Origin of the sequence: uncultured Abiotrophia sp. (assembly GCF_963520105.1) — a bacterium.
In the GTDB taxonomy this organism is placed as follows: domain Bacteria; phylum Bacillota; class Bacilli; order Lactobacillales; family Aerococcaceae; genus Abiotrophia.
Genome location: NZ_CAUQPN010000004.1, coordinates 66,438 through 83,557 on the forward strand (window position 1 = coordinate 66,438; position 17,120 = coordinate 83,557).

Below are 17,120 nucleotides of genomic sequence, written 5' to 3' on the forward strand. Positions count from 1 at the left end.
GAGCTTATCTATACAAAAATTTTCTCCCTTGCCCAACTTATGGTATAATAAGTCGAATACAAGAGAAAGGTGAGGAGAAGATGTTAGAATGGTTTAATCAATTCTTAGCGGACAAGCCCTTGGTTCGAATCCTAGATATCGCCATTGTCTGGTATATTATCTATCGTGTCTTACTCTATGCACGTAATACTCGAGCAATGAACTTGTTAAAAGGGGTCGGCATGATTCTGGCCGCAAAATTTATTGCCTCTATTGTTGGCCTGCAGACCATTGACTGGTTGCTACAACAAATCATTTCCTGGGGTGTGGTGGCCGTGGTCATCCTCTTCCAACCAGAATTGCGTAGAGCTCTAGAATCAATTGGCCGTACGGTTAGTTCTCGCTCACGAAAGGGATTGGAGCATGATCCGACTGCTCGATTGATTCAAGACTTAGACAAGAGTATTTGGTACATGTCGCGGCGGAAAATCGGGGCGCTGATTTCGATTGAACGAGAAAATAGTCTGAATGAATACATCCAAACAGGGATTCCTATGGATTCAGCTATTTCGCATCAGCTCTTAGTAAATATCTTCATCCCCAATACGCCACTTCATGATGGGGCCGTTATTATCGCGGGCCATCGCGTGGCAGCAGCTGCCTGCTATCTGCCTTTATCTGGTAGTCAGGCCATTCCTAAGGAATTAGGGACGCGCCATCGGGCGGCTATCGGTCTGTCAGAAGTAACAGATGCGGTGACCTTGATTGTCTCGGAAGAGACAGGTGGGGTTAGCTTAGCCATGAGAGACCATTTGCACCGGGATGTAGATTCTAAGGAGCTCAAGGAGCTCTTAAAACGATATTTAAGTAGAGACGACCAAGGCGATAATGCTGAGTCTAATCGTAACCGCCTGGTTAATGAGCTCTTGTCATTCTTTAACAAGCAGAAAGGTGGTGCCGCATGAATAAGTTTTGGAATAGTCGTTGGTATGACAATAAATGGTTCTTGCGGATTGCTTCTCTAGTCTTTGCGGTCTTCCTCTATGGTATGGTACAGGCAAGTAGCCCCTCAGTGACTAGCCTATCTAATTTGCAGCAAGTAGTCAGTGTGGATACAACCGAAACCATCTCCAATGTGCCAGTTAAATTAGGTAAGCATGACGATGATATCTTTGTCAGCCAACTGCAAGAAACCGTGACCGTTACCCTAACGGGTCCTAAGAATATCGTTTCTTCCCTAGCTAGTGGCAATTTAGTTGTCCAAACCGAAGATCTAACCGGTATTGAGACAGGGCAACAAACCCTCAAATTAGAAATTCCTGGCTTGCCAGACAGTGTTAAATATCAGATTAACCCATCGCGGGTAGTCGTTCAGGTCGCCAGACGTAAGACGGTGACTGTGCCTGTAGAATATGAAATCGAAGAAGGTACCATTGCCTCTGGTATGGAAGTTGGAAATGTGACGCTCAATCCAAGTCAAGTTGAGTTGACGGGCAATGAGGAAAATATCAATAAGGTGAAACGCGCCTACATCCGCATAGGCAATACTACTGCTCACAACCGGACCTTTACCGGTAAGTTCAAACTCCAGGTAGTGGATGCTGACAACAAACTCTTGGACGTCAATGCCAATGTTAGCGAAGTAGAAGCACATGTTGAGCTTAACGCCCAACAGCGTAAGACGGTTAACTTAGTGGTGGCCGCGCAAGGCGAATCCAATAGCTATCGTTACCAATATCAACTGGTTGATGCTAGTCAAATTGCCCTTCAAGGATCGGCTTCAGTATTAGAAAACATCCGTAATATTAAGGTCAATGTAGATGTCAGCAACTTGACCTCTAGTGCCACACTCAAAGGTCAGTTAGAACTGCCAGATGGTGTCACCGCCAATCTTTCAGGCCCCGTTTCAGTTGCTGTGACGGTCACCCCAATCACAACGGATACCAGTGATACTACCAGTAGCACACCTGCCGCTAGCTCCAGCAGTGCGGTGGAAGAAGCCCCAACAACCCCCAATCAAAATGGTGGCAACGCCAATCCAGGTGTGACAGAAGACAATAACGCCAATCCTGGCGCTCAAGGTGTCGAATAAGCATCGAACACCTGTAGATTAGCTCATAATAAGAAGGAGAAAACAAACACAATGGGAAAATACTTTGGAACTGACGGCGTTCGCGGCGTCGCTAATACGGAATTAACACCGGAGTTAGCCTTTAAACTAGGCCGGTGCGGGGGTTACGTTTTAATGCAACATGCACCAGAACAGGCGCATCCACGCGTCTTGGTGGCACGCGACACCCGGATTTCTGGCCAATTACTAGAGCAAGCTTTAGTAGCCGGCCTTTTATCAGTAGGGATTGAGGTTATGCAATTAGGCGTCATCTCGACGCCAGCAGTAGCCTACCTGACCCGTACGCAGAATGCGGCAGCAGGGGTTATGATTTCTGCTTCCCACAACCCAGCCTTGGATAATGGGATTAAATTCTTTGGTTCTGATGGTTTCAAACTTTCTGATCAACAGGAAGAAGAAATCGAAGCCTTAATTGATGCACCAGAAGATACCTTGCCACGGCCAAGTACCGACGGTCTTGGTACCATCGATGAGTTCCCTGAAGGGGCCATCAAATACTTGCAGTTCCTGCAATCGACTATTTCGGGTGATTTGGAAGGGATTCGTGTCTGCATCGATGCAGCTAACGGGGCAACAGCACCTCTAGTTAACCAACTTTTCGCTGATTTGGAGACCGACTTCTACACCATGGGCGACCGTCCTAACGGCATTAACATCAATGATGGCGTAGGTTCTACTCATCCAGAAGGTCTGCAAGCCTTCGTCAAAGAAAAAGGCGCCATGGTTGGTTTGGCCTTCGATGGAGATGGCGACCGTCTGATTGCAGTAGATGAGAATGGTGAATTGGTTGACGGTGACAAAATTATGTTCATCTGTGGCCAACACCTTAAATCTAAAGGCCGCCTAGAAAAAGACACCATCGTATCGACGGTTATGTCCAACATTGGCTTCCACAAGGCCATTGAAGAGCATGGCATGGTCGCACTGAAAGCCCAAGTGGGTGACCGTTACGTAGTAGAAGCCATGCGTGAAGGTGGTTATGTCCTTGGGGGCGAACAATCTGGCCACATCGTCTTCCTTAACTTGAATACAACTGGGGATGGCCTCTTAAGTGCCGTTCAACTCCTGGCCGTAATGAAGGAAACAGGTAAGAGCCTGTCTGAACTAGCGGCTCAAGTGACCATCTTCCCGCAAAAACTAGTTAACATTCGCGTACGAGACAAACACACCGTTATGGATGAGCCTGCTGTTAAGGCAGTGATTGAAGCGGTTGAAGCTGAAATGAACGGTGACGGACGTATCTTGGTTCGTCCAAGTGGCACTGAGCCTCTCTTACGGGTTATGGCAGAAGCCTCAACCGACGAGAAGGTTTCCCGCTATGTGGATACCATTGCCGATGTCATTCGTGCTGAACGCGGAATCGAATAAGCCTAGTATTAGGTTGGGACCTTAGGGTGCCAACCTTTCTTGTTGTTATTGGCTAGCTCGATTGAAAAATCAGCGGATAAGGGCTATAATGTCCAATGACGATCATGCAATAGAAAAGTACGGAGGGAGCCTATCATGACGGAATTAAAAAGCAAGAAAGACCGGACCCAGGACTGGCTCCAAGCGCATTTGGGGCATCTAAGCTTACGCTGCCATCACTGCCATCAAGCCTTGAGCCTGGAGGGCTATAGTTTGGTTTGTCCTCAGGGACACCGAGTAGATAGCCATAAACAAGGCACCTATTTTTTGAGCAATAAGTCAGTTGATGACCATTATGACCGCCAACTATTCCAAGCAAGACGGCGTTTTATTCAAGAATCTGCTTATTACGCTCCCTTGCAGGACCTGCTAAACCAATTAGTAAGCGACCATCAAGCCAGCCTAGCACAATCAGACGCGCCTTATCGTATCCTAGATGCAGGTTCTGGCGAAGGGAGTCACTTGGCCTGGCTCTTAGCTCAAGACTCTAACCACCGGATTGGACTTGGTGTGGATTTGGCGCGGGCAGGTATTGCACTGGCTACCGATTTTAATGGGCAACAACTTAATCTAGTAGGAGACCTAGCTCAGTTACCAATTGGCGACCATAGCATCGAGGGCTTATTGTCTATCTTATCGCCTTCCAATTATCAGGAATTCGACCGGGTCTTGGCTCCGGGCGGACGGGTCTTCAAGGCTATTCCGAATGCTGGATATTTGGCAGAAATTCGTCGAGCCTTAGGGCAAGAGACTGTCAAGCAAACTTACGACAACCAAGCAACGCGACAAGTCTTTGAAAGCCACTACCGCCATCATCAAGCCTATCCAGTGCAGGCAAAGCGCCTGCTCACAGACCAAGCCAAAGCTGACTTAGTGGCAATGACACCTTTGACTTGGCACCTAGATGCAAGTCAGGCCAGCCAACTAGTGGAGTCTCTGCCGAATGAATTTCTACTTGATGTGACGGTCTTAGTAGGCTGGAAGGAATAAGGATTTACTTAAGGAGTTAGCTTGAGAGAGCTAGCTCCTTTTTCTGTGGTATCTAGTCGCGTATTAGCTTAGGTTTCTAGTAGCCGAAGGGGCTTCAAATATGATAAAATGAAGGGTGTGAGTATCAGGAGGTGGGTTGCATGGTCGCGGATGATTTTATCGATGATTGGCAATTATTTTTGGCACCCTATGAGCAGGCAGTGGATGAGCTTAAGCTCAAACTTAAAAACCTGCGCAAGGAGTTTCGTATCGAACATCGTCGGGCGCCTATCGAGTTTGTGACCGGACGGGTCAAAACGCGGGAGAGCATCTTAGAGAAAATGGAAGTACGCAAGATTGCGCCAGAAGATTTTCTAGTAGGGGTACAGGATATTGCCGGTGTTCGGATTATGTGTCAGTTCGTAGAAGATATCTATGAAGTGGCCAATATTTTGAAGAATCGTCAGGACTTCAAAGTACTCTTAATTCGCGATTATATTCAAAACCGTAAGCCAAGCGGTTATCGCTCCTATCATATGGTTTTGGAGTATCCTGTCCAGCTGGCTTCCGGCGAAGTCAAGCAACTCATTGTTGAGGTTCAGATTCGGACCTTGGCTATGAACTTCTGGGCAACCATTGAGCACTCGCTCAACTACAAATACCAAGGGGAATACCCACAAGAAATCTTAGAACGGCTAGAGCGCGCCTCGGAGGCAGCCTTTCGCCTGGACGAAGAGATGTCTGAGATTCGCGATGAAATTCGTGAAGCCCTCTTGCTCTTCGACAAACGCTAAGGAAGGACGGTTGACGGATGAAACAAGCAATCATGATTTATACCAATCAGCAGCCCCAATCCTTAGAAATTGAGGCCAGTCTCAAGGATAAATTAGAGCTTGCAGGCTTCCGATTGGTGGAATCTGGCCAGGTGCCTGATTACCTGATTACCATTGGCGGTGATGGCACGCTCCTAGCGGCCTTCCACGATTATCAGGACTGGTTGGATTGTGTCATCTTTATCGGGATTCACACCGGCCATCTGGGTTTCTATGCTGATTGGCTACCGCATGAATTAGATGAGCTGGTAGATAGTTTGGCTCGTTCTGGCGGTCAGGGCCATGTCAGCTATCCCTTACTTAAGGTACAGGCAGCTTGCAAAGACGGCAAAATTCATGAATGGCTGGCCCTCAACGAATGTTCCCTGCGAACGATGGCTGGCACCATGGTGGCCGAGATTCAGATTAACGAGAAGTTCTTTGCGACCTTCCGTGGTGATGGTCTCTGTATCGCAACGCCAACCGGGTCAACCGGGCTTAACAAGTCACTAGGTGGGGCTGTCATGCATCCTCGTGTGGATGCCTTACAATTAACTGAGATGGCCGCCCTTAACAACCGGGTCTATCGAACCTTGGGTGCTCCTATGATTATTCCACGCGATGAATACCTAACCTTGGTTATCCAAGAAGAAGCTCAGACCATGCTCATGATTGACCATCTCACTTGCGAGACTAAGGGCATCCAGTCAGTCAAATTCCAGTTGGCTGATACAAGGATTAAGTTTGCCAGCTTCCGCCATACCCATTTCTGGGACCGCGTAGAGAATTCCTTTATCGGCCACAAGCAGGAACGGGATGCAAAAATCAAACACTAACAAGTCAGTAAAATAGAAAAAGAGGGAAACACATGCGTTTTAACCTACAAGCAATCATCAAATTCAGTCTTTTAGGACTAACAAGCTTGAGCCTAGCAGCTTGTAATTTAGGACCAGAGGCGAGTCAGCCTTCAAACAGCTCCGTGGCTAATGTGCCGGTTTCAGAAGTTGATCAAAAGGTCGAGATTCCTGAAGATACTAATATCGCGACCATGTCTGAATCTGATAAGGCGAGTTTTTACGCTAGTTTAGATCAAATTACCTTAGATACGAGCGAGGGCCATAAGGCTTCCAATTATTCCAACTTTAAGGAGATTATAAGCGAACAGGATTATAACGACTTAATTTTGTCAACGGCAGATGGGGCTAAGATTATCTATCTGGGCTTTGACGAGTGTCCTTACTGCCACGCCTTCTCTCCTAAGTTAAACCAACTGGCCAAGGAAAAGGGCGTGACCGTTTATTACTACAATACGCGTAAACACGCTAATGACAGTAACTTCGAATCTGCTATGCAAGTCTATGGTGTGAATAAAGTGCCTAATGCCTTTATTGTTAAAGGGGGCAAGCCAGGAATCAATGTTAACCACGCTAGTAAGATGGCGGAGCTAGAAGCTTTTATCAATGAGGCGGCGAAATAAGCGTGGTTCAGTTTCAATGGCACTATGAGGGGGACCATCCAGTACGGATTAAGGACTACCTTAAGCATCTGGGCATCCCTCGCAAGTTCGTATCACATGTCAAATTCGAAGGCGGTAACATCTTACTGAACGGACAAGAAGTCAATGTCCTTGCCAAATTAGAAGCAGGCGATGTCCTGACCTTGGTTGCGGCCGACGAGGGCACACATGAGACGGTGCCACCTTCACATGTTCCCATCCAGGTCATCTACGAAGATCGGGACCTACTGATTGTCAATAAGCCGACAGACGTTGTCTCCATCCCCTCCAAACGGATTCCGGATTCCGCCATGGCCAATCGGGTTAAGGGCTATTATCAGCGCCAAGGCTACGCGGACCAGGTAATCCATATTGTCACCCGCTTGGATCGTCAGACCACCGGCCTCATGCTGATAGCTAAGCACCGTTTGGCTCACGCCATGTTGGATAAGCAGGTCCAAGGTGGACAAGTTGAGAAGTATTATTTGGCCATTTCGACAAAATCAGACTGGCCGTCGCACGGCGTCATTGATCGCCCCATTGCGCGCACAGAAGATTCGATTATCACTCGACGGGTCCATGAAAGTGGCCAACGGGCAGTCACCGAATATTGGCTTAAGCAAGGTTTTGCTGACAGCAGTCTACTCAAGCTTCGCCTTCATACTGGTCGTACCCATCAGATTCGGGTTCATATGCAAGATGCAGGTGGGGTGCTAGTTGGAGATGACCTTTATGGTGGCCCGCATTTGGAAGAGATTAGTCGCCAGGCCCTCCACTGCGGTGAACTACGTCTCACCCAGCCCTTCACTGGACAGCGCCTAGTGCTATCGGCCCCTCTACCTGAGGATATGGCCGCCTGGCTAGCCAAAAGGGAAAGTAACTTAGAACAAAAAGAGAGCTCGATAGCTGACTAATCGAGCTCTTTTCTTATAGAAAAAGGTTGGAGTTAACTCCAACCTTACTTAATGTATACGGTAGCTTCGAATGCGGTAGCCACGTCGCTTTAATTGCTTAACCAATTGATTAAACTCAACGGGGTCTAGACTGCTTGGCAGAACATAGAGGATCTGGCCCTTGGTATCCATATCGGTTTTCTCCAGGGTGGTAGCAGAGATAATGTCGCTAAAGCGATTGATTAACTTGCTGACTTGAGCCAGTTCTCCACGACTACCCAGGGTCTCGACTGATAGGGCAAAGCCTGCATTAGGCATGGCCCAGGCTTGAGCTAGCCACTGCAACATGGTGTTATGACGAATAACACCGCTGAATCGATTGTCCCGGTCCAGAACAGCTACGTAAGGTAGGTCATTGAGGGTAAAGACCATATGATAGAAGGAGTCCTGCTCGTGCACTACGCGAGTCGTGTTTTTGAGGAAATGGGTGACTGGCAGGCGACTCAAATCTTCATCAGGGTGATGATAGGCATATTGATAGATGTGATAGCGATAGAGATTACCGCGGTAGAGGGTCTGGGTGGCGTCTAGGACGGGCACACAGCGTAGCCCCTGATCTTCTAATAAATCCAAGGCGCTTGCGCAGTTATCGGCTTCGGTTAGATAGGTAATCTGCTGTTTAGGGACGACTAGTTGTTCAATCATAGCGACACTCCTTTCTGGGGAACTTTTGCCCCCTAAAATGGGGCCCAATCTCATATAGTGTATCAAAAATAAGGACAGAACACAATGTTTTCTCATGGATATCTCATATAATATTAAAAATATCTAAAAGAAAACGTATTATTGGTCCCTAGCTCTTGCAATTTGCATCATTTTTACCTATTATTAAACTTAACATTATATTGTAAAAGCAAAAGGAGATTGACGACAATGGACCCCTCGGGGAATTTAAGTACACAAATCTTATTAATCTTAGTACTGACCTTTATTAATGCGATTTTCTCGGCATCAGAGATTGCCTTCGTCTCGCTCAACCAACAAAAGATGACCCAACTGGCGGAATCAGGCAATGTCAAAGCCCAACGCGTGATGAAATTGTTGGATAAGTCGGACGACTTCTTGGCTACCATTCAAGTAGCCATTACCTTAGCGGGCTTCTTCTCTAGTGCGTCGGCTGCAACTACCTTTGCAGATCGAATTATGACTTGGCTGCCAAGTTTGCCGGGCGGAAAAGCAGTCGCGATTTTGATTGTCACCTTTGTTTTATCTTATTTAACCCTGGTTTTAGGGGAACTTTATCCTAAGCAAGTCGCCCTTCAGATGCCTGAAGAGATTGCTTTAGGCACGGCGGGCTTTATCTCTGTTACCCAGTGGCTAGCCAAGCCTTTTGTGGGCTTGCTGACGGCTTCAACGGGGCTTTTGAAGCGATTGACGCCAATTGATTTTACCAAAGAAGAAGAAAAGTTCACCCGTAGTGAGATGAAGGCTCTCTTGGCTAACAGCCGTAACGATGGGGCCATTGACACGGATGAGTTTGCCATGATGCAGGGCGTGCTATCGCTTGATAGTAAGTTGGCCCGTGAGGTCATGGTGCCTCGGACAGACACCCAGATGATTGATATTGAAGATCCGCTAGAAGAAAATATCAATGCCTTATTAGATAGTCCTTTCTCGCGGATTCCACTCTATGAAGGGGATAAGGACAATGTGATTGGTGTGATTCATGTTAAAAACCTCTTACGTGCCTCACGCCAACATGGCTTTGATAACTTAGACTTGCGTGAGATTGCCAATGAGCCAATGTTTGTGCCGGATACTATCTATACGGATGATTTACTCCTAGAATTCCGTCGCGAACAAACCCATTTGGCCATCCTCAAGGATGAATATGGCGGTGTCGAGGGGATTGTCACCCTAGAAGACTTAATTGAAGAGATTGTCGGGGAAATCGAAGACGAGTCCGACATCAATAGCGAGTCCTTCCAGGCCATTGACGAGACCCACTGGGAAGTTGACGGCGGGGTTACCCTAGATAAGTTTAATGCGACCTTCAATGAGTCTGTGCGGTCAGAGGACGTGGAAACCATTGCCGGCCTTATGATTCAAATTATCGGCTATGTGCCAGATGATGATGAGCGTTTGTCGGTGCGGGTTAACGACTATGTCTTGACGACCACGCAAATTGAAAATGGCCGTATTCGTTGGGTGCTCCTGACACTAGATGCAGAGCGCACACTGGCAGCTGATTTTGACTATCAAGACTTCGAAGAAGAAGAATTTGGTGACGAAGAAAACGAAGAAAACTAGACTTCTAAAGGGGGAGAGACGGAGCGTCTCTGCCTCTTCTTCTATAGAATTTGAGAGGAAGGAAAGAGTATGATTATCTTAATTACGGGGGCGTCTCATACAGGCAAAACCCTACTCGCGCAGAGACTATTGGAAAAATATCATTATCCCTACCTATCCATCGACCATCTAAAAATGGGCTTGATTCGGAGTGGGCATAGTCCCCATCATGCCATGACGGATGATCAGACCTTGACCGAATTTCTCTGGCCGATTGTGCGGGAGATGATTAAAACGGTCATTGAGAATGGGCAGAATTTGATAGTAGAAGGCTGCTATATCCCTTTTGATTGGGCCAAGGATTTTGAAGCAGACGAACTTAGCCAGATTAAGTATTATTGCTTAATCATGAGTGAGGACTATATTAGAAAGCACTTTGCCGATATCAAATCACATGCCAATGCCATTGAACAAAGGGTAGATGACACTTGGTGTACCCTTGACAGCGTCTTGAGGGACAATGCAAGGCAGCTAGCTCAGGCTAAGCAAGCAGGCGCCAACTATCTTCTGATTCAAGACGGCTACCAAGTAGAAATCGACTTATAAAAGTTATGGGGCACTGCTGACGCGGTGCCTTTTACTGTGTCTTGCTTTCGCTAAACTCGCAATGTTTGAAGGTAATCTTTATGATATAATAGGCTTAATTAAGGAGCGATAGCATGGATTATCAACTTAAAATACCCGATTCTATTTTAGCGATGGCGCAGCTAGAGCCTAGTTCTAAAACCCTGACAGTGTCCGAAAAGGCCCTACGTAAGCATATGCATAAGCATCATCATGCCAATTGTCTAGATTATGTGACTCGTATTCCAGAGATGATTGCCCATCCAGATTTTGTCGGGCGCAATAGGCGAGTGGACCAACCAAGTTTTGAGTGTATCAAGTGCTATCGGGACAATATCCTACTAGCAGTCAAACTTGCCAAAAAGGAAGGTCACTACTATGTTGCTTCTCTCTATGAGGTCACAGACGACAAGCTAGAAAGTATGCAACGAAGTGGCCGCATTCGAAGGCTTGACAGCCCTTCTTCGAGAGTGGTAAAATAATAGTGTAGAATAACAACGAGGTCAGAAAGGCACCTGACGCACCTCTTAGAGGTAACTGAGATGTTGGATACGCCGCCCAACCGTTTGTTATGATATACCCGTCGAGACATCGGTTTACCGGTGTCTTTTCTTATATATTGGACCTGTTAGATGAGCATGATGAACGATAAAAATAAGAGCCAAGTCTTCCATGGTACCGGTTTTATGGTATACTATAGGTAGATAAAGGGCGGGAAGGAGATGAGGCCATGCATGCTAAGATTAACGCAGAAGAAGTCTTAAGACGTCTGAAGAATCAGACCATTAACTATGACAAGGTCTTACGCAAAATGATTGTTAAATGGGAGGCCCAGGAAGACAAGCCAACCATCCTCTTGCATTCTTGTTGTGCGCCTTGTTCGACTTCCACCCTCGAATTTCTCTGCCAACACGCGGAGGTGACCATCTTCTTCTCCAACTCCAATATTCATCCTAAGTCTGAGTATCAACGCCGAGCCCATGAGCAGAAGCGTTTCATTGACCAATTCAATGAAAGGACTGGCCATCAGGCGGGCTTTATTGAAGATGAATATCGGCCAGAAGTCTTTACGCGTATGGTCATGTTCCATCAATTGGCTGAAGAAGAAGAGGGGGGCGAGCGTTGCTCGGCTTGCTTTAATATGCGACTAGACCGGGTAGCCCAAGTGGCCCAAGAATTGGGCTTTGACTACTTTGGTTCGGCTCTGACCCTATCCCCTAAGAAAAACAGTCAGCTTATTAATGAATTGGGGCTAGAGGTTCAACAACTCTATGATGTTAACTACTTACCAAGTGACTTTAAGAAAAATAAAGGCTATGAGCGTTCAATCGTCATGTGCCGCGAATACGATGTCTATCGCCAGTGTTACTGTGGCTGTGTCTTTGCAGCCAAGCAACAAGGGGTGGATTTACGGGAGGTGAATAAGGAAGCCTTGGCTTATCTCAAGGATAAGCACGAGAATTGGGACAAGATTTCATTTAACTTTGGCAGGAGCAAGGCGAAGGAGGCCAAAGAAAACCATGATTAAGATATTTGGTGGCGTGGTGGATAACCACTTGCCGCGCGTGGAGACCAATCGCCTAGTCCTGCGCAAGCGGACCTTGGCGGACGCAGAAGATATGTTTGCTTATGCTCATTTGGATACCGTGGCTCAGGCGGCGGGGTTCCCGCGCATTCGGAGTCTAGAACAAGAAATTACCTACTTTACCCAAGTCTTTCCCCAGGAAATGAGTTATCGCAGGATGCCGATTGGTTACGGTATTACTCTTAAGGGCATTGACCGAGTGATTGGCTCCATTGATTTTATCGATCGTCTGGGGCCAGATATTTTAGAGATTGGCTATGTCCTGCATCCAACTTATTGGGGGCGGGGCATTGCACCCGAAGCTGTATCAGCCTTTATCGAGGTGGCTTTTGGCTTATTGAATCTCTATAAATTAGAGGCGTCCTGCTATAGCAGTAATGAACAGAGTCAGTCGGTTCTACGCAAATGTGGCTTTTCCCTAGAAGCTTGTTTGCGGGGTAGACACCAACTGGACGATGCCCGCATCGATGACTTACGTTATGGCCTACTTAAGTCAGACTGGGCTCGCCGGCGCGAGCGAGCTTCTTACGCATAAGCTAAAATGGAACCGGTACTGTCTGGTGGTGCGTTACCAGACAGGAAAACCAGGCTAGAGCTTGAACTCTAGCCTGGTTTTTGTCTTTCGGGGCAGAGAATAGAAAGCGCTTGTCGATAGCCCTAATCATTGCGTATAATAGAAGTAATTAGCAACTTATATCAGCTTAGAAAATACTATTTCTCGTCACTAGCAAAAGGAGGCAATGCTATGACCACTCAGCCCCTCACTCTGGCCTATATCGGCAATGGCAAGAGTACCAACCGCTATCACCTACCCTTTGTCGATCAACTGCCCCATTTGTTTCGGGTCAAAAGCGTCTATGTCCGGCATTTTAACTTTGCCTGGCCCAAACGCCCAGATATCAACTATAGTAAGGACTTGGCGGCTATTTTGGGCGACCCAGAAGTGGACTTGGTGGTCATCACGACGCCCCTGGACTCCCACTATGACTATATTAAACAAGCCCTCCTAGCAGGTAAACATGTTTTATGTGAGAAGCCCTTTTTAGCGACCGCCCAAGAGGCGCGCGAGCTCTTTGGCTTGGCGGAAGCATTAGGCCTACACCTAGAGTGCTATCAAAATCGTCGATATGATTCGGACTACCTCACTAGCCTAGCGGTCATCGAGTCGGGCAAGTTGGGTGATTTACTGGAAGTTGAAATGCACTTTGATTACTATCGACCAGAAGTTCCGCAAGGGCAGGAAAGATTCACCCTCAATTCGAGTTTTCTCTACAGCCATGCCTGCCATACTTTAGACCAAGTGATTGCCTACTTTGGCCGGCCTGATCAGGTGGTCTACGATGTTCGATCTCTCTTAGGACCCAATCGGATGAATGATTACTTCGACCTGGATCTTTATTATGGTCCCCTCAAGGTTTCTGTTAAATCCTCTTACTTCCGCCTAGAAGAACGACCTTCCTTCCAACTCTATGGCAGTAAGGGCTCCTTTATCAAGGCTAGCAAGGACCGACAGGAGGAAGATCTCAAGGCCTTCTATATGCCAGATCAGCTTGATTTTGGTTTGGATAGGCCAGAGCACTATGGCATTCTGTCTAGCCTCGATCAAGAGGGGCGCCTAGTCCGACAAGCCATCCAGAGTCAAAGGGGCGATTATGGCCGCGTCTATCAGGCCCTCTATGCCACACTCAGAGAAGGCGCCCCCCGTCGCGTTCAACCGCAAGAGACCTTGCTTCAGTTGGAAATACTAGAAGCCGGTATCGCCAGTCTGAAGGCCAGTTGGCAAGTAGCACCTTAGTATTCAGCCAATAACTTAAATTCATGAAAAGGAGTTGTCGCCCATGGCCAACTTTATCTGGGACCTGGACGGGACCCTCATTAATTCCTATCCCCATACCCTAGAGGCGCTAGCCGAAACCTACCAAGCCTTCGGACTCAGTTTCGACCGAGATGCGGTGGCAACCTATATTATTGATTATTCCATCCGCGACCTCATCGCCAATTTAGTGGCCTCTGGGCAGGTGGACCGCGACCCTTTTGTGGCCAGACTTAAACAAGCGACCGCTGCTCGGGACGGACAGATTGGCCCCATGGAAGGGGCAGATGCCACCCTAGCTGGCTTGAAGCAAGCGGGCCATCGCCACTTTGTCTACACCCATAAGGACAAGGCAGCCTTTCAAGTTCTGGAACGATTGGGGTGGTCTGACTATTTCGATGAAGTCATTACCATTGAAGCAGGTTTTAAGCGCAAGCCTGACCCTCAAGGGGTGCATTACCTCTTAGCTAAATATCAATTGGATCCGGCTCAAACCTACTATGTCGGTGACCGCGACCTAGATATTGAGTGCGCGCTGGCTGCTGGTGTGGGAAGCATTAACTTTATCGGCGCAGAGACTGGTCAGCAACGCGTCATGACGCGGTTAGAGGATATTCTAGATTGGTTTGTGCCTCATGATGGCCCCGTCACACCGCAATTTCAAGCTAAGTTAGCGGCATGTTTGTCAGCCAGTTTGACACCTTTGGATCATCTTTCGCTGAATGCAGTTTTCCGGGCCGACTTGCCTCAGTATCAGCGGCGCTATTTCGTCAAAGTGTATGCGGAAGCAGACAAGTTTAGGCGGGATAAGCTAGGTCTTCTGGCAATCTGGCCTGATTGGTATGTTGCGGATTTGGTCTTAGAAGGACGCCATGTTCTCATTCAAAACTGGCAGGAACTAGACCCAGTGGTGGCGACAAGCCTTGAAGATTTAGGTAAGCTAGGGGAGCTCCTAGCCAAAACGCATTTGAGGCTAGCGCCTTTAGCTGATCACTTGCGGCGTCAACCGCCGCTCAGTCAGCAAGTAAAGAGCTGGCATCAGGATTTACTAGGTAGCTCTGAAGCGTCAAGGCTAGCGCCCCTCTATGACTTTTTCCAAGCTCGTTTTGACCAAATCGATGTGGAGTATGCCAGTCTTCCGCAAGCTGTTCTGCATGGGGACTACTCCTGGCGTAACCTCAAACGTAGGGGGGATGAGTGGGCGGTCATTGACTTTGAGCGCCTTGTGGTCGATATTCCCTGGCGTGAATTAGCTAAGCTCTGGCTGCGTGAAGTCAAGCAGCCAGAAGAACGCCAAGCCTTTCTAGCGGGCTACCGCAAGATTCTGCCCCTGCAAGAGCCAAGCTCCCTGCTAGATGCCTGCCTATCCTTCCAATTGGCCCAAGGCATCTACCGTTATGTTCTCAAGGTCGATGATTGGGAGTTCCGTCAGATGGCGGATGAGGTGATTGAGGATGTTCAAGCCTGGTGCGTGAGTCAAGGATTGGATATGAGTAATTAATTCTTTACCACAGCTCTCAATTTTTTGCTATAATATTCACTAGAAGAGGTGATAGTATGCGTAGGAGATTTCAAGAATTTGCGGCTCGCCGTAATAAGACTCGCTATGTCTTAGCGGGACTCTTAGTTGGGGGGCTAGTGGGGTGTATTGTGTCGGCTTTCCGCTTTATGATAGGTGCTGTCCTGTCATGGATTGTGTCAGCCTATCAGGCCATGCAGGTTAATCCATGGCTAATGTTACCTTATATTGCAGGGACCCTAGTCCTAGGCTATGTTCTGGGGTTGATTGTCCGGAGTGAACCTTATATTAAGGGCAGCGGGATTCCGCAGGTAGAGCTCCAACTTCAAGGGCATCTAAGCCTTAACTGGTGGTCTATTCTCTGGAAGAAATTTGTGGCGGGCGGTATTGCTATTGGGTCCGGTCTCTTCCTAGGCCGTGAAGGGCCCTCTATTCAATTGGGATCAGCAGTCGGTCAAGGGGTCGCTAAGGTAACCAAGAGCAATCGTGTCCAAGAGAATATTTTGATTTCCAGTGGGGCAGGTGCCGGCCTGGCAACGGCTTTTAATGCGCCCATTGCGGGTTTGCTTTTTGTTTTGGAAGAGATTCACCATAGCTTCAGTCCGACGGTCGCTTTAACGACTTTGACAGCAACGGTGACGGCTAACTTTATCTCCCTACATGTTTTTGGTAATCATCCAGCGCTTGATTTAGGTAATCATCTAAAGTTTCCTGTCGCCTATTACGGTTATTTGGTAGTCTTAGGCCTTTTGTTAGCAGCTTTCGGTTGGTGCTATCAACGTGTAACCTTTGCCTTGCCACGGCTTTATGCTAAGTTAGTGCCTTGGGTTAAACCGCCTTTCTATGGCATTGTGGCTGGCTTGCTTATCATTCCAATTGGATTGGTGGCACCCCACATTCTAGGCGGCGGTGGTGAGTTGATTTTAGAATTAGCTCACACTAAGACGCCGCTTTTAGTCCTAGCCCTTATTCTCCTGGTCCGTTTTGTATTTTCCATGGTTTCTTATGGGACTGGCCTGCCAGGTGGGATTTTCCTGCCTATCCTGTCCCTAGGTGCCTTAGTAGGCGCCTTATACGGTCAGTTCATTATCAATGTCACCGGCATGGATCAGGAACTCTTGCTCTGCTTTATTTTCTTCGCTATGGCAGGGGGCTTTGCAGCTATCGGGAAAGCCCCACTAACGGCTTTACTTCTAGTTAGCGAAATGGTGGGTGGGCTCAACCAACTCATGCCGCTAGCGGTAGTGGTCCTATCTGCCTTCCTTCTTGCAGAAGCCCTTAAGATGCCACCAATTTATGAGGCATTGGCTGAAAAAATGTTGCACCAAGAGGACCTAGCCAAGACAGGACGACGGACCACCTTCGAAGTGCCCATTTATGTCGACAGCCCCTTGGTTGGCCAGAAGGTAGCGGCTATTAAATGGCCTGAAGAGGTCTTGATTGCTACCATTCGACGAGGCGAGAAAGAATACATCACCAAAGGCAAAATGGTCCTGCAGGCAGGCGATATTCTGATTGCGGTGACGGATGAAGGCATTGTAGGCCATATGCATCAAGCTATGAACCAACTAGCTATGCCAGCGCAAGATTCATGATAATAAAAA

General features: G+C 47.7%; 17 protein-coding genes. 16 read left to right on the plus strand and 1 reads right to left on the minus strand.

All coding sequences use genetic code 11. The annotated features are described in order from the left end of the window. Nucleotides 1-80: 80 nt before the first annotated feature. The 8 genes from cdaA to RWO08_RS05705 all read left to right on the plus strand — a co-directional run bounded on the left by cdaA (nucleotide 81) and on the right by RWO08_RS05705 (nucleotide 7,707). Nucleotides 81-944 (plus strand): diadenylate cyclase CdaA, encoded by an 864-nt coding sequence (gene cdaA / locus RWO08_RS05670; RefSeq protein ID WP_291430249.1) that lies wholly within the window; start codon nucleotides 81-83, stop codon nucleotides 942-944. Further along, nucleotides 941-2,071: a YbbR-like domain-containing protein gene (locus RWO08_RS05675; RefSeq protein ID WP_291454070.1), complete on the plus strand. Its 1,131-nt coding sequence runs from the start codon at nucleotides 941-943 to the stop codon at nucleotides 2,069-2,071. Before cdaA ends, RWO08_RS05675 begins: the two co-directional genes overlap by 4 nt. Before the next feature lie 51 nt (nucleotides 2,072-2,122). Continuing rightward, nucleotides 2,123-3,478, plus strand: a complete 1,356-nt coding sequence (gene glmM / locus RWO08_RS05680; RefSeq protein WP_070756244.1) for a phosphoglucosamine mutase — start codon at nucleotides 2,123-2,125, stop codon at nucleotides 3,476-3,478. 135 nt (nucleotides 3,479-3,613) lie between these two features. Next, a complete protein-coding gene (locus tag RWO08_RS05685; protein WP_314211466.1) occupies nucleotides 3,614-4,507 on the plus strand; it encodes a methyltransferase domain-containing protein in 894 nt (297 codons plus the stop codon). Nucleotides 4,508-4,647: 140 nt separating this feature from the next. Further along, nucleotides 4,648-5,280 (plus strand): GTP pyrophosphokinase family protein, encoded by a 633-nt coding sequence (locus tag RWO08_RS05690; RefSeq protein ID WP_070756246.1) that lies wholly within the window; start codon nucleotides 4,648-4,650, stop codon nucleotides 5,278-5,280. Between the two features lie 17 nt (nucleotides 5,281-5,297). Next, the gene (locus RWO08_RS05695; protein WP_314211467.1) at nucleotides 5,298-6,134 is read left to right on the plus strand and encodes an NAD kinase; all 837 of its coding nucleotides are present in this window, start codon (nucleotides 5,298-5,300) and stop codon (nucleotides 6,132-6,134) included. Nucleotides 6,135-6,166: 32 nt separating this feature from the next. Beyond that, on the plus strand, nucleotides 6,167-6,775 hold the full coding sequence (locus RWO08_RS05700) for a thioredoxin family protein (protein ID WP_314211468.1): 609 nt from the start codon (nucleotides 6,167-6,169) through the stop codon (nucleotides 6,773-6,775). 2 nt (nucleotides 6,776-6,777) lie between these two features. Further along, on the plus strand, nucleotides 6,778-7,707 hold the full coding sequence (locus RWO08_RS05705) for an RluA family pseudouridine synthase (RefSeq protein WP_314211469.1): 930 nt from the start codon (nucleotides 6,778-6,780) through the stop codon (nucleotides 7,705-7,707). A 48-nt stretch (nucleotides 7,708-7,755) separates the two neighbouring features. On the opposite strand, the gene cbpA is transcribed toward RWO08_RS05705, so the two are convergent. Further along, nucleotides 7,756-8,391: a cyclic di-AMP binding protein CbpA gene (cbpA, locus tag RWO08_RS05710; RefSeq protein WP_314211470.1), complete on the minus strand. Its 636-nt coding sequence runs from the start codon at nucleotides 8,389-8,391 to the stop codon at nucleotides 7,756-7,758. 228 nt (nucleotides 8,392-8,619) lie between these two features. On the opposite strand from cbpA, the gene RWO08_RS05715 reads away from it, so the two are divergent. From RWO08_RS05715 to RWO08_RS05750, 8 genes are all read left to right on the plus strand, one after another. Further along, the gene (locus RWO08_RS05715; RefSeq protein ID WP_070756251.1) at nucleotides 8,620-9,996 is read left to right on the plus strand and encodes a hemolysin family protein; all 1,377 of its coding nucleotides are present in this window, start codon (nucleotides 8,620-8,622) and stop codon (nucleotides 9,994-9,996) included. Between the two features lie 69 nt (nucleotides 9,997-10,065). Next, nucleotides 10,066-10,581 (plus strand): AAA family ATPase, encoded by a 516-nt coding sequence (locus tag RWO08_RS05720; RefSeq protein ID WP_314211471.1) that lies wholly within the window; start codon nucleotides 10,066-10,068, stop codon nucleotides 10,579-10,581. A 113-nt stretch (nucleotides 10,582-10,694) separates the two neighbouring features. After that, complete coding sequence (locus tag RWO08_RS05725; protein WP_314211472.1) at nucleotides 10,695-11,081, plus strand: hypothetical protein; 387 nt, start codon at nucleotides 10,695-10,697, stop codon at nucleotides 11,079-11,081. A gap of 248 nt (nucleotides 11,082-11,329) precedes the next feature. After that, nucleotides 11,330-12,127, plus strand: a complete 798-nt coding sequence (locus RWO08_RS05730; protein ID WP_298077864.1) for an epoxyqueuosine reductase QueH — start codon at nucleotides 11,330-11,332, stop codon at nucleotides 12,125-12,127. Continuing rightward, complete coding sequence (locus RWO08_RS05735; RefSeq protein ID WP_314211473.1) at nucleotides 12,120-12,719, plus strand: GNAT family protein; 600 nt, start codon at nucleotides 12,120-12,122, stop codon at nucleotides 12,717-12,719. The genes RWO08_RS05730 and RWO08_RS05735 overlap by 8 nt, the downstream gene beginning before the upstream one ends. 210 nt (nucleotides 12,720-12,929) lie before the next feature. After that, a complete protein-coding gene (locus RWO08_RS05740; RefSeq protein WP_314211474.1) occupies nucleotides 12,930-13,979 on the plus strand; it encodes a Gfo/Idh/MocA family oxidoreductase in 1,050 nt (349 codons plus the stop codon). Nucleotides 13,980-14,022: 43 nt separating this feature from the next. Further along, nucleotides 14,023-15,498 carry an HAD-IA family hydrolase gene (locus tag RWO08_RS05745; RefSeq protein ID WP_314211475.1) on the plus strand — a complete coding sequence of 492 codons (1,476 nt, stop codon included), beginning with the start codon at nucleotides 14,023-14,025 and terminating at the stop codon, nucleotides 15,496-15,498. 56 nt (nucleotides 15,499-15,554) lie between these two features. Further along, on the plus strand, nucleotides 15,555-17,111 hold the full coding sequence (locus RWO08_RS05750) for a ClC family H(+)/Cl(-) exchange transporter (protein WP_314211476.1): 1,557 nt from the start codon (nucleotides 15,555-15,557) through the stop codon (nucleotides 17,109-17,111). Nucleotides 17,112-17,120: the final 9 nt, after the last annotated feature.

Excerpts from the sequence above, each read along its gene's own strand:
- RWO08_RS05675 (WP_291454070.1), top strand. The coding sequence starts at position 941 with ATGAATAAGTTTTGGAATAGTCGTTGGTATGACAATAAATGGTTCTTG.
- RWO08_RS05685 (WP_314211466.1), top strand. The coding sequence starts at position 3,614 with ATGACGGAATTAAAAAGCAAGAAAGACCGGACCCAGGACTGGCTCCAA.
- cdaA (WP_291430249.1), top strand. The coding sequence starts at position 81 with ATGTTAGAATGGTTTAATCAATTCTTAGCGGACAAGCCCTTGGTTCGA.
- RWO08_RS05715 (WP_070756251.1), top strand. The coding sequence starts at position 8,620 with ATGGACCCCTCGGGGAATTTAAGTACACAAATCTTATTAATCTTAGTA.
- RWO08_RS05725 (WP_314211472.1), top strand. The coding sequence starts at position 10,695 with ATGGATTATCAACTTAAAATACCCGATTCTATTTTAGCGATGGCGCAG.
- glmM (WP_070756244.1), top strand. The coding sequence starts at position 2,123 with ATGGGAAAATACTTTGGAACTGACGGCGTTCGCGGCGTCGCTAATACG.
- RWO08_RS05690 (WP_070756246.1), top strand. The coding sequence starts at position 4,648 with ATGGTCGCGGATGATTTTATCGATGATTGGCAATTATTTTTGGCACCC.
- cbpA (WP_314211470.1), bottom strand. The coding sequence starts at position 8,391 with ATGATTGAACAACTAGTCGTCCCTAAACAGCAGATTACCTATCTAACC.
- RWO08_RS05735 (WP_314211473.1), top strand. The coding sequence starts at position 12,120 with ATGATTAAGATATTTGGTGGCGTGGTGGATAACCACTTGCCGCGCGTG.
- RWO08_RS05720 (WP_314211471.1), top strand. The coding sequence starts at position 10,066 with ATGATTATCTTAATTACGGGGGCGTCTCATACAGGCAAAACCCTACTC.
- RWO08_RS05740 (WP_314211474.1), top strand. The coding sequence starts at position 12,930 with ATGACCACTCAGCCCCTCACTCTGGCCTATATCGGCAATGGCAAGAGT.
- RWO08_RS05730 (WP_298077864.1), top strand. The coding sequence starts at position 11,330 with ATGCATGCTAAGATTAACGCAGAAGAAGTCTTAAGACGTCTGAAGAAT.
- RWO08_RS05695 (WP_314211467.1), top strand. The coding sequence starts at position 5,298 with ATGAAACAAGCAATCATGATTTATACCAATCAGCAGCCCCAATCCTTA.
- RWO08_RS05750 (WP_314211476.1), top strand. The coding sequence starts at position 15,555 with ATGCGTAGGAGATTTCAAGAATTTGCGGCTCGCCGTAATAAGACTCGC.
- RWO08_RS05700 (WP_314211468.1), top strand. The coding sequence starts at position 6,167 with ATGCGTTTTAACCTACAAGCAATCATCAAATTCAGTCTTTTAGGACTA.
- RWO08_RS05745 (WP_314211475.1), top strand. The coding sequence starts at position 14,023 with ATGGCCAACTTTATCTGGGACCTGGACGGGACCCTCATTAATTCCTAT.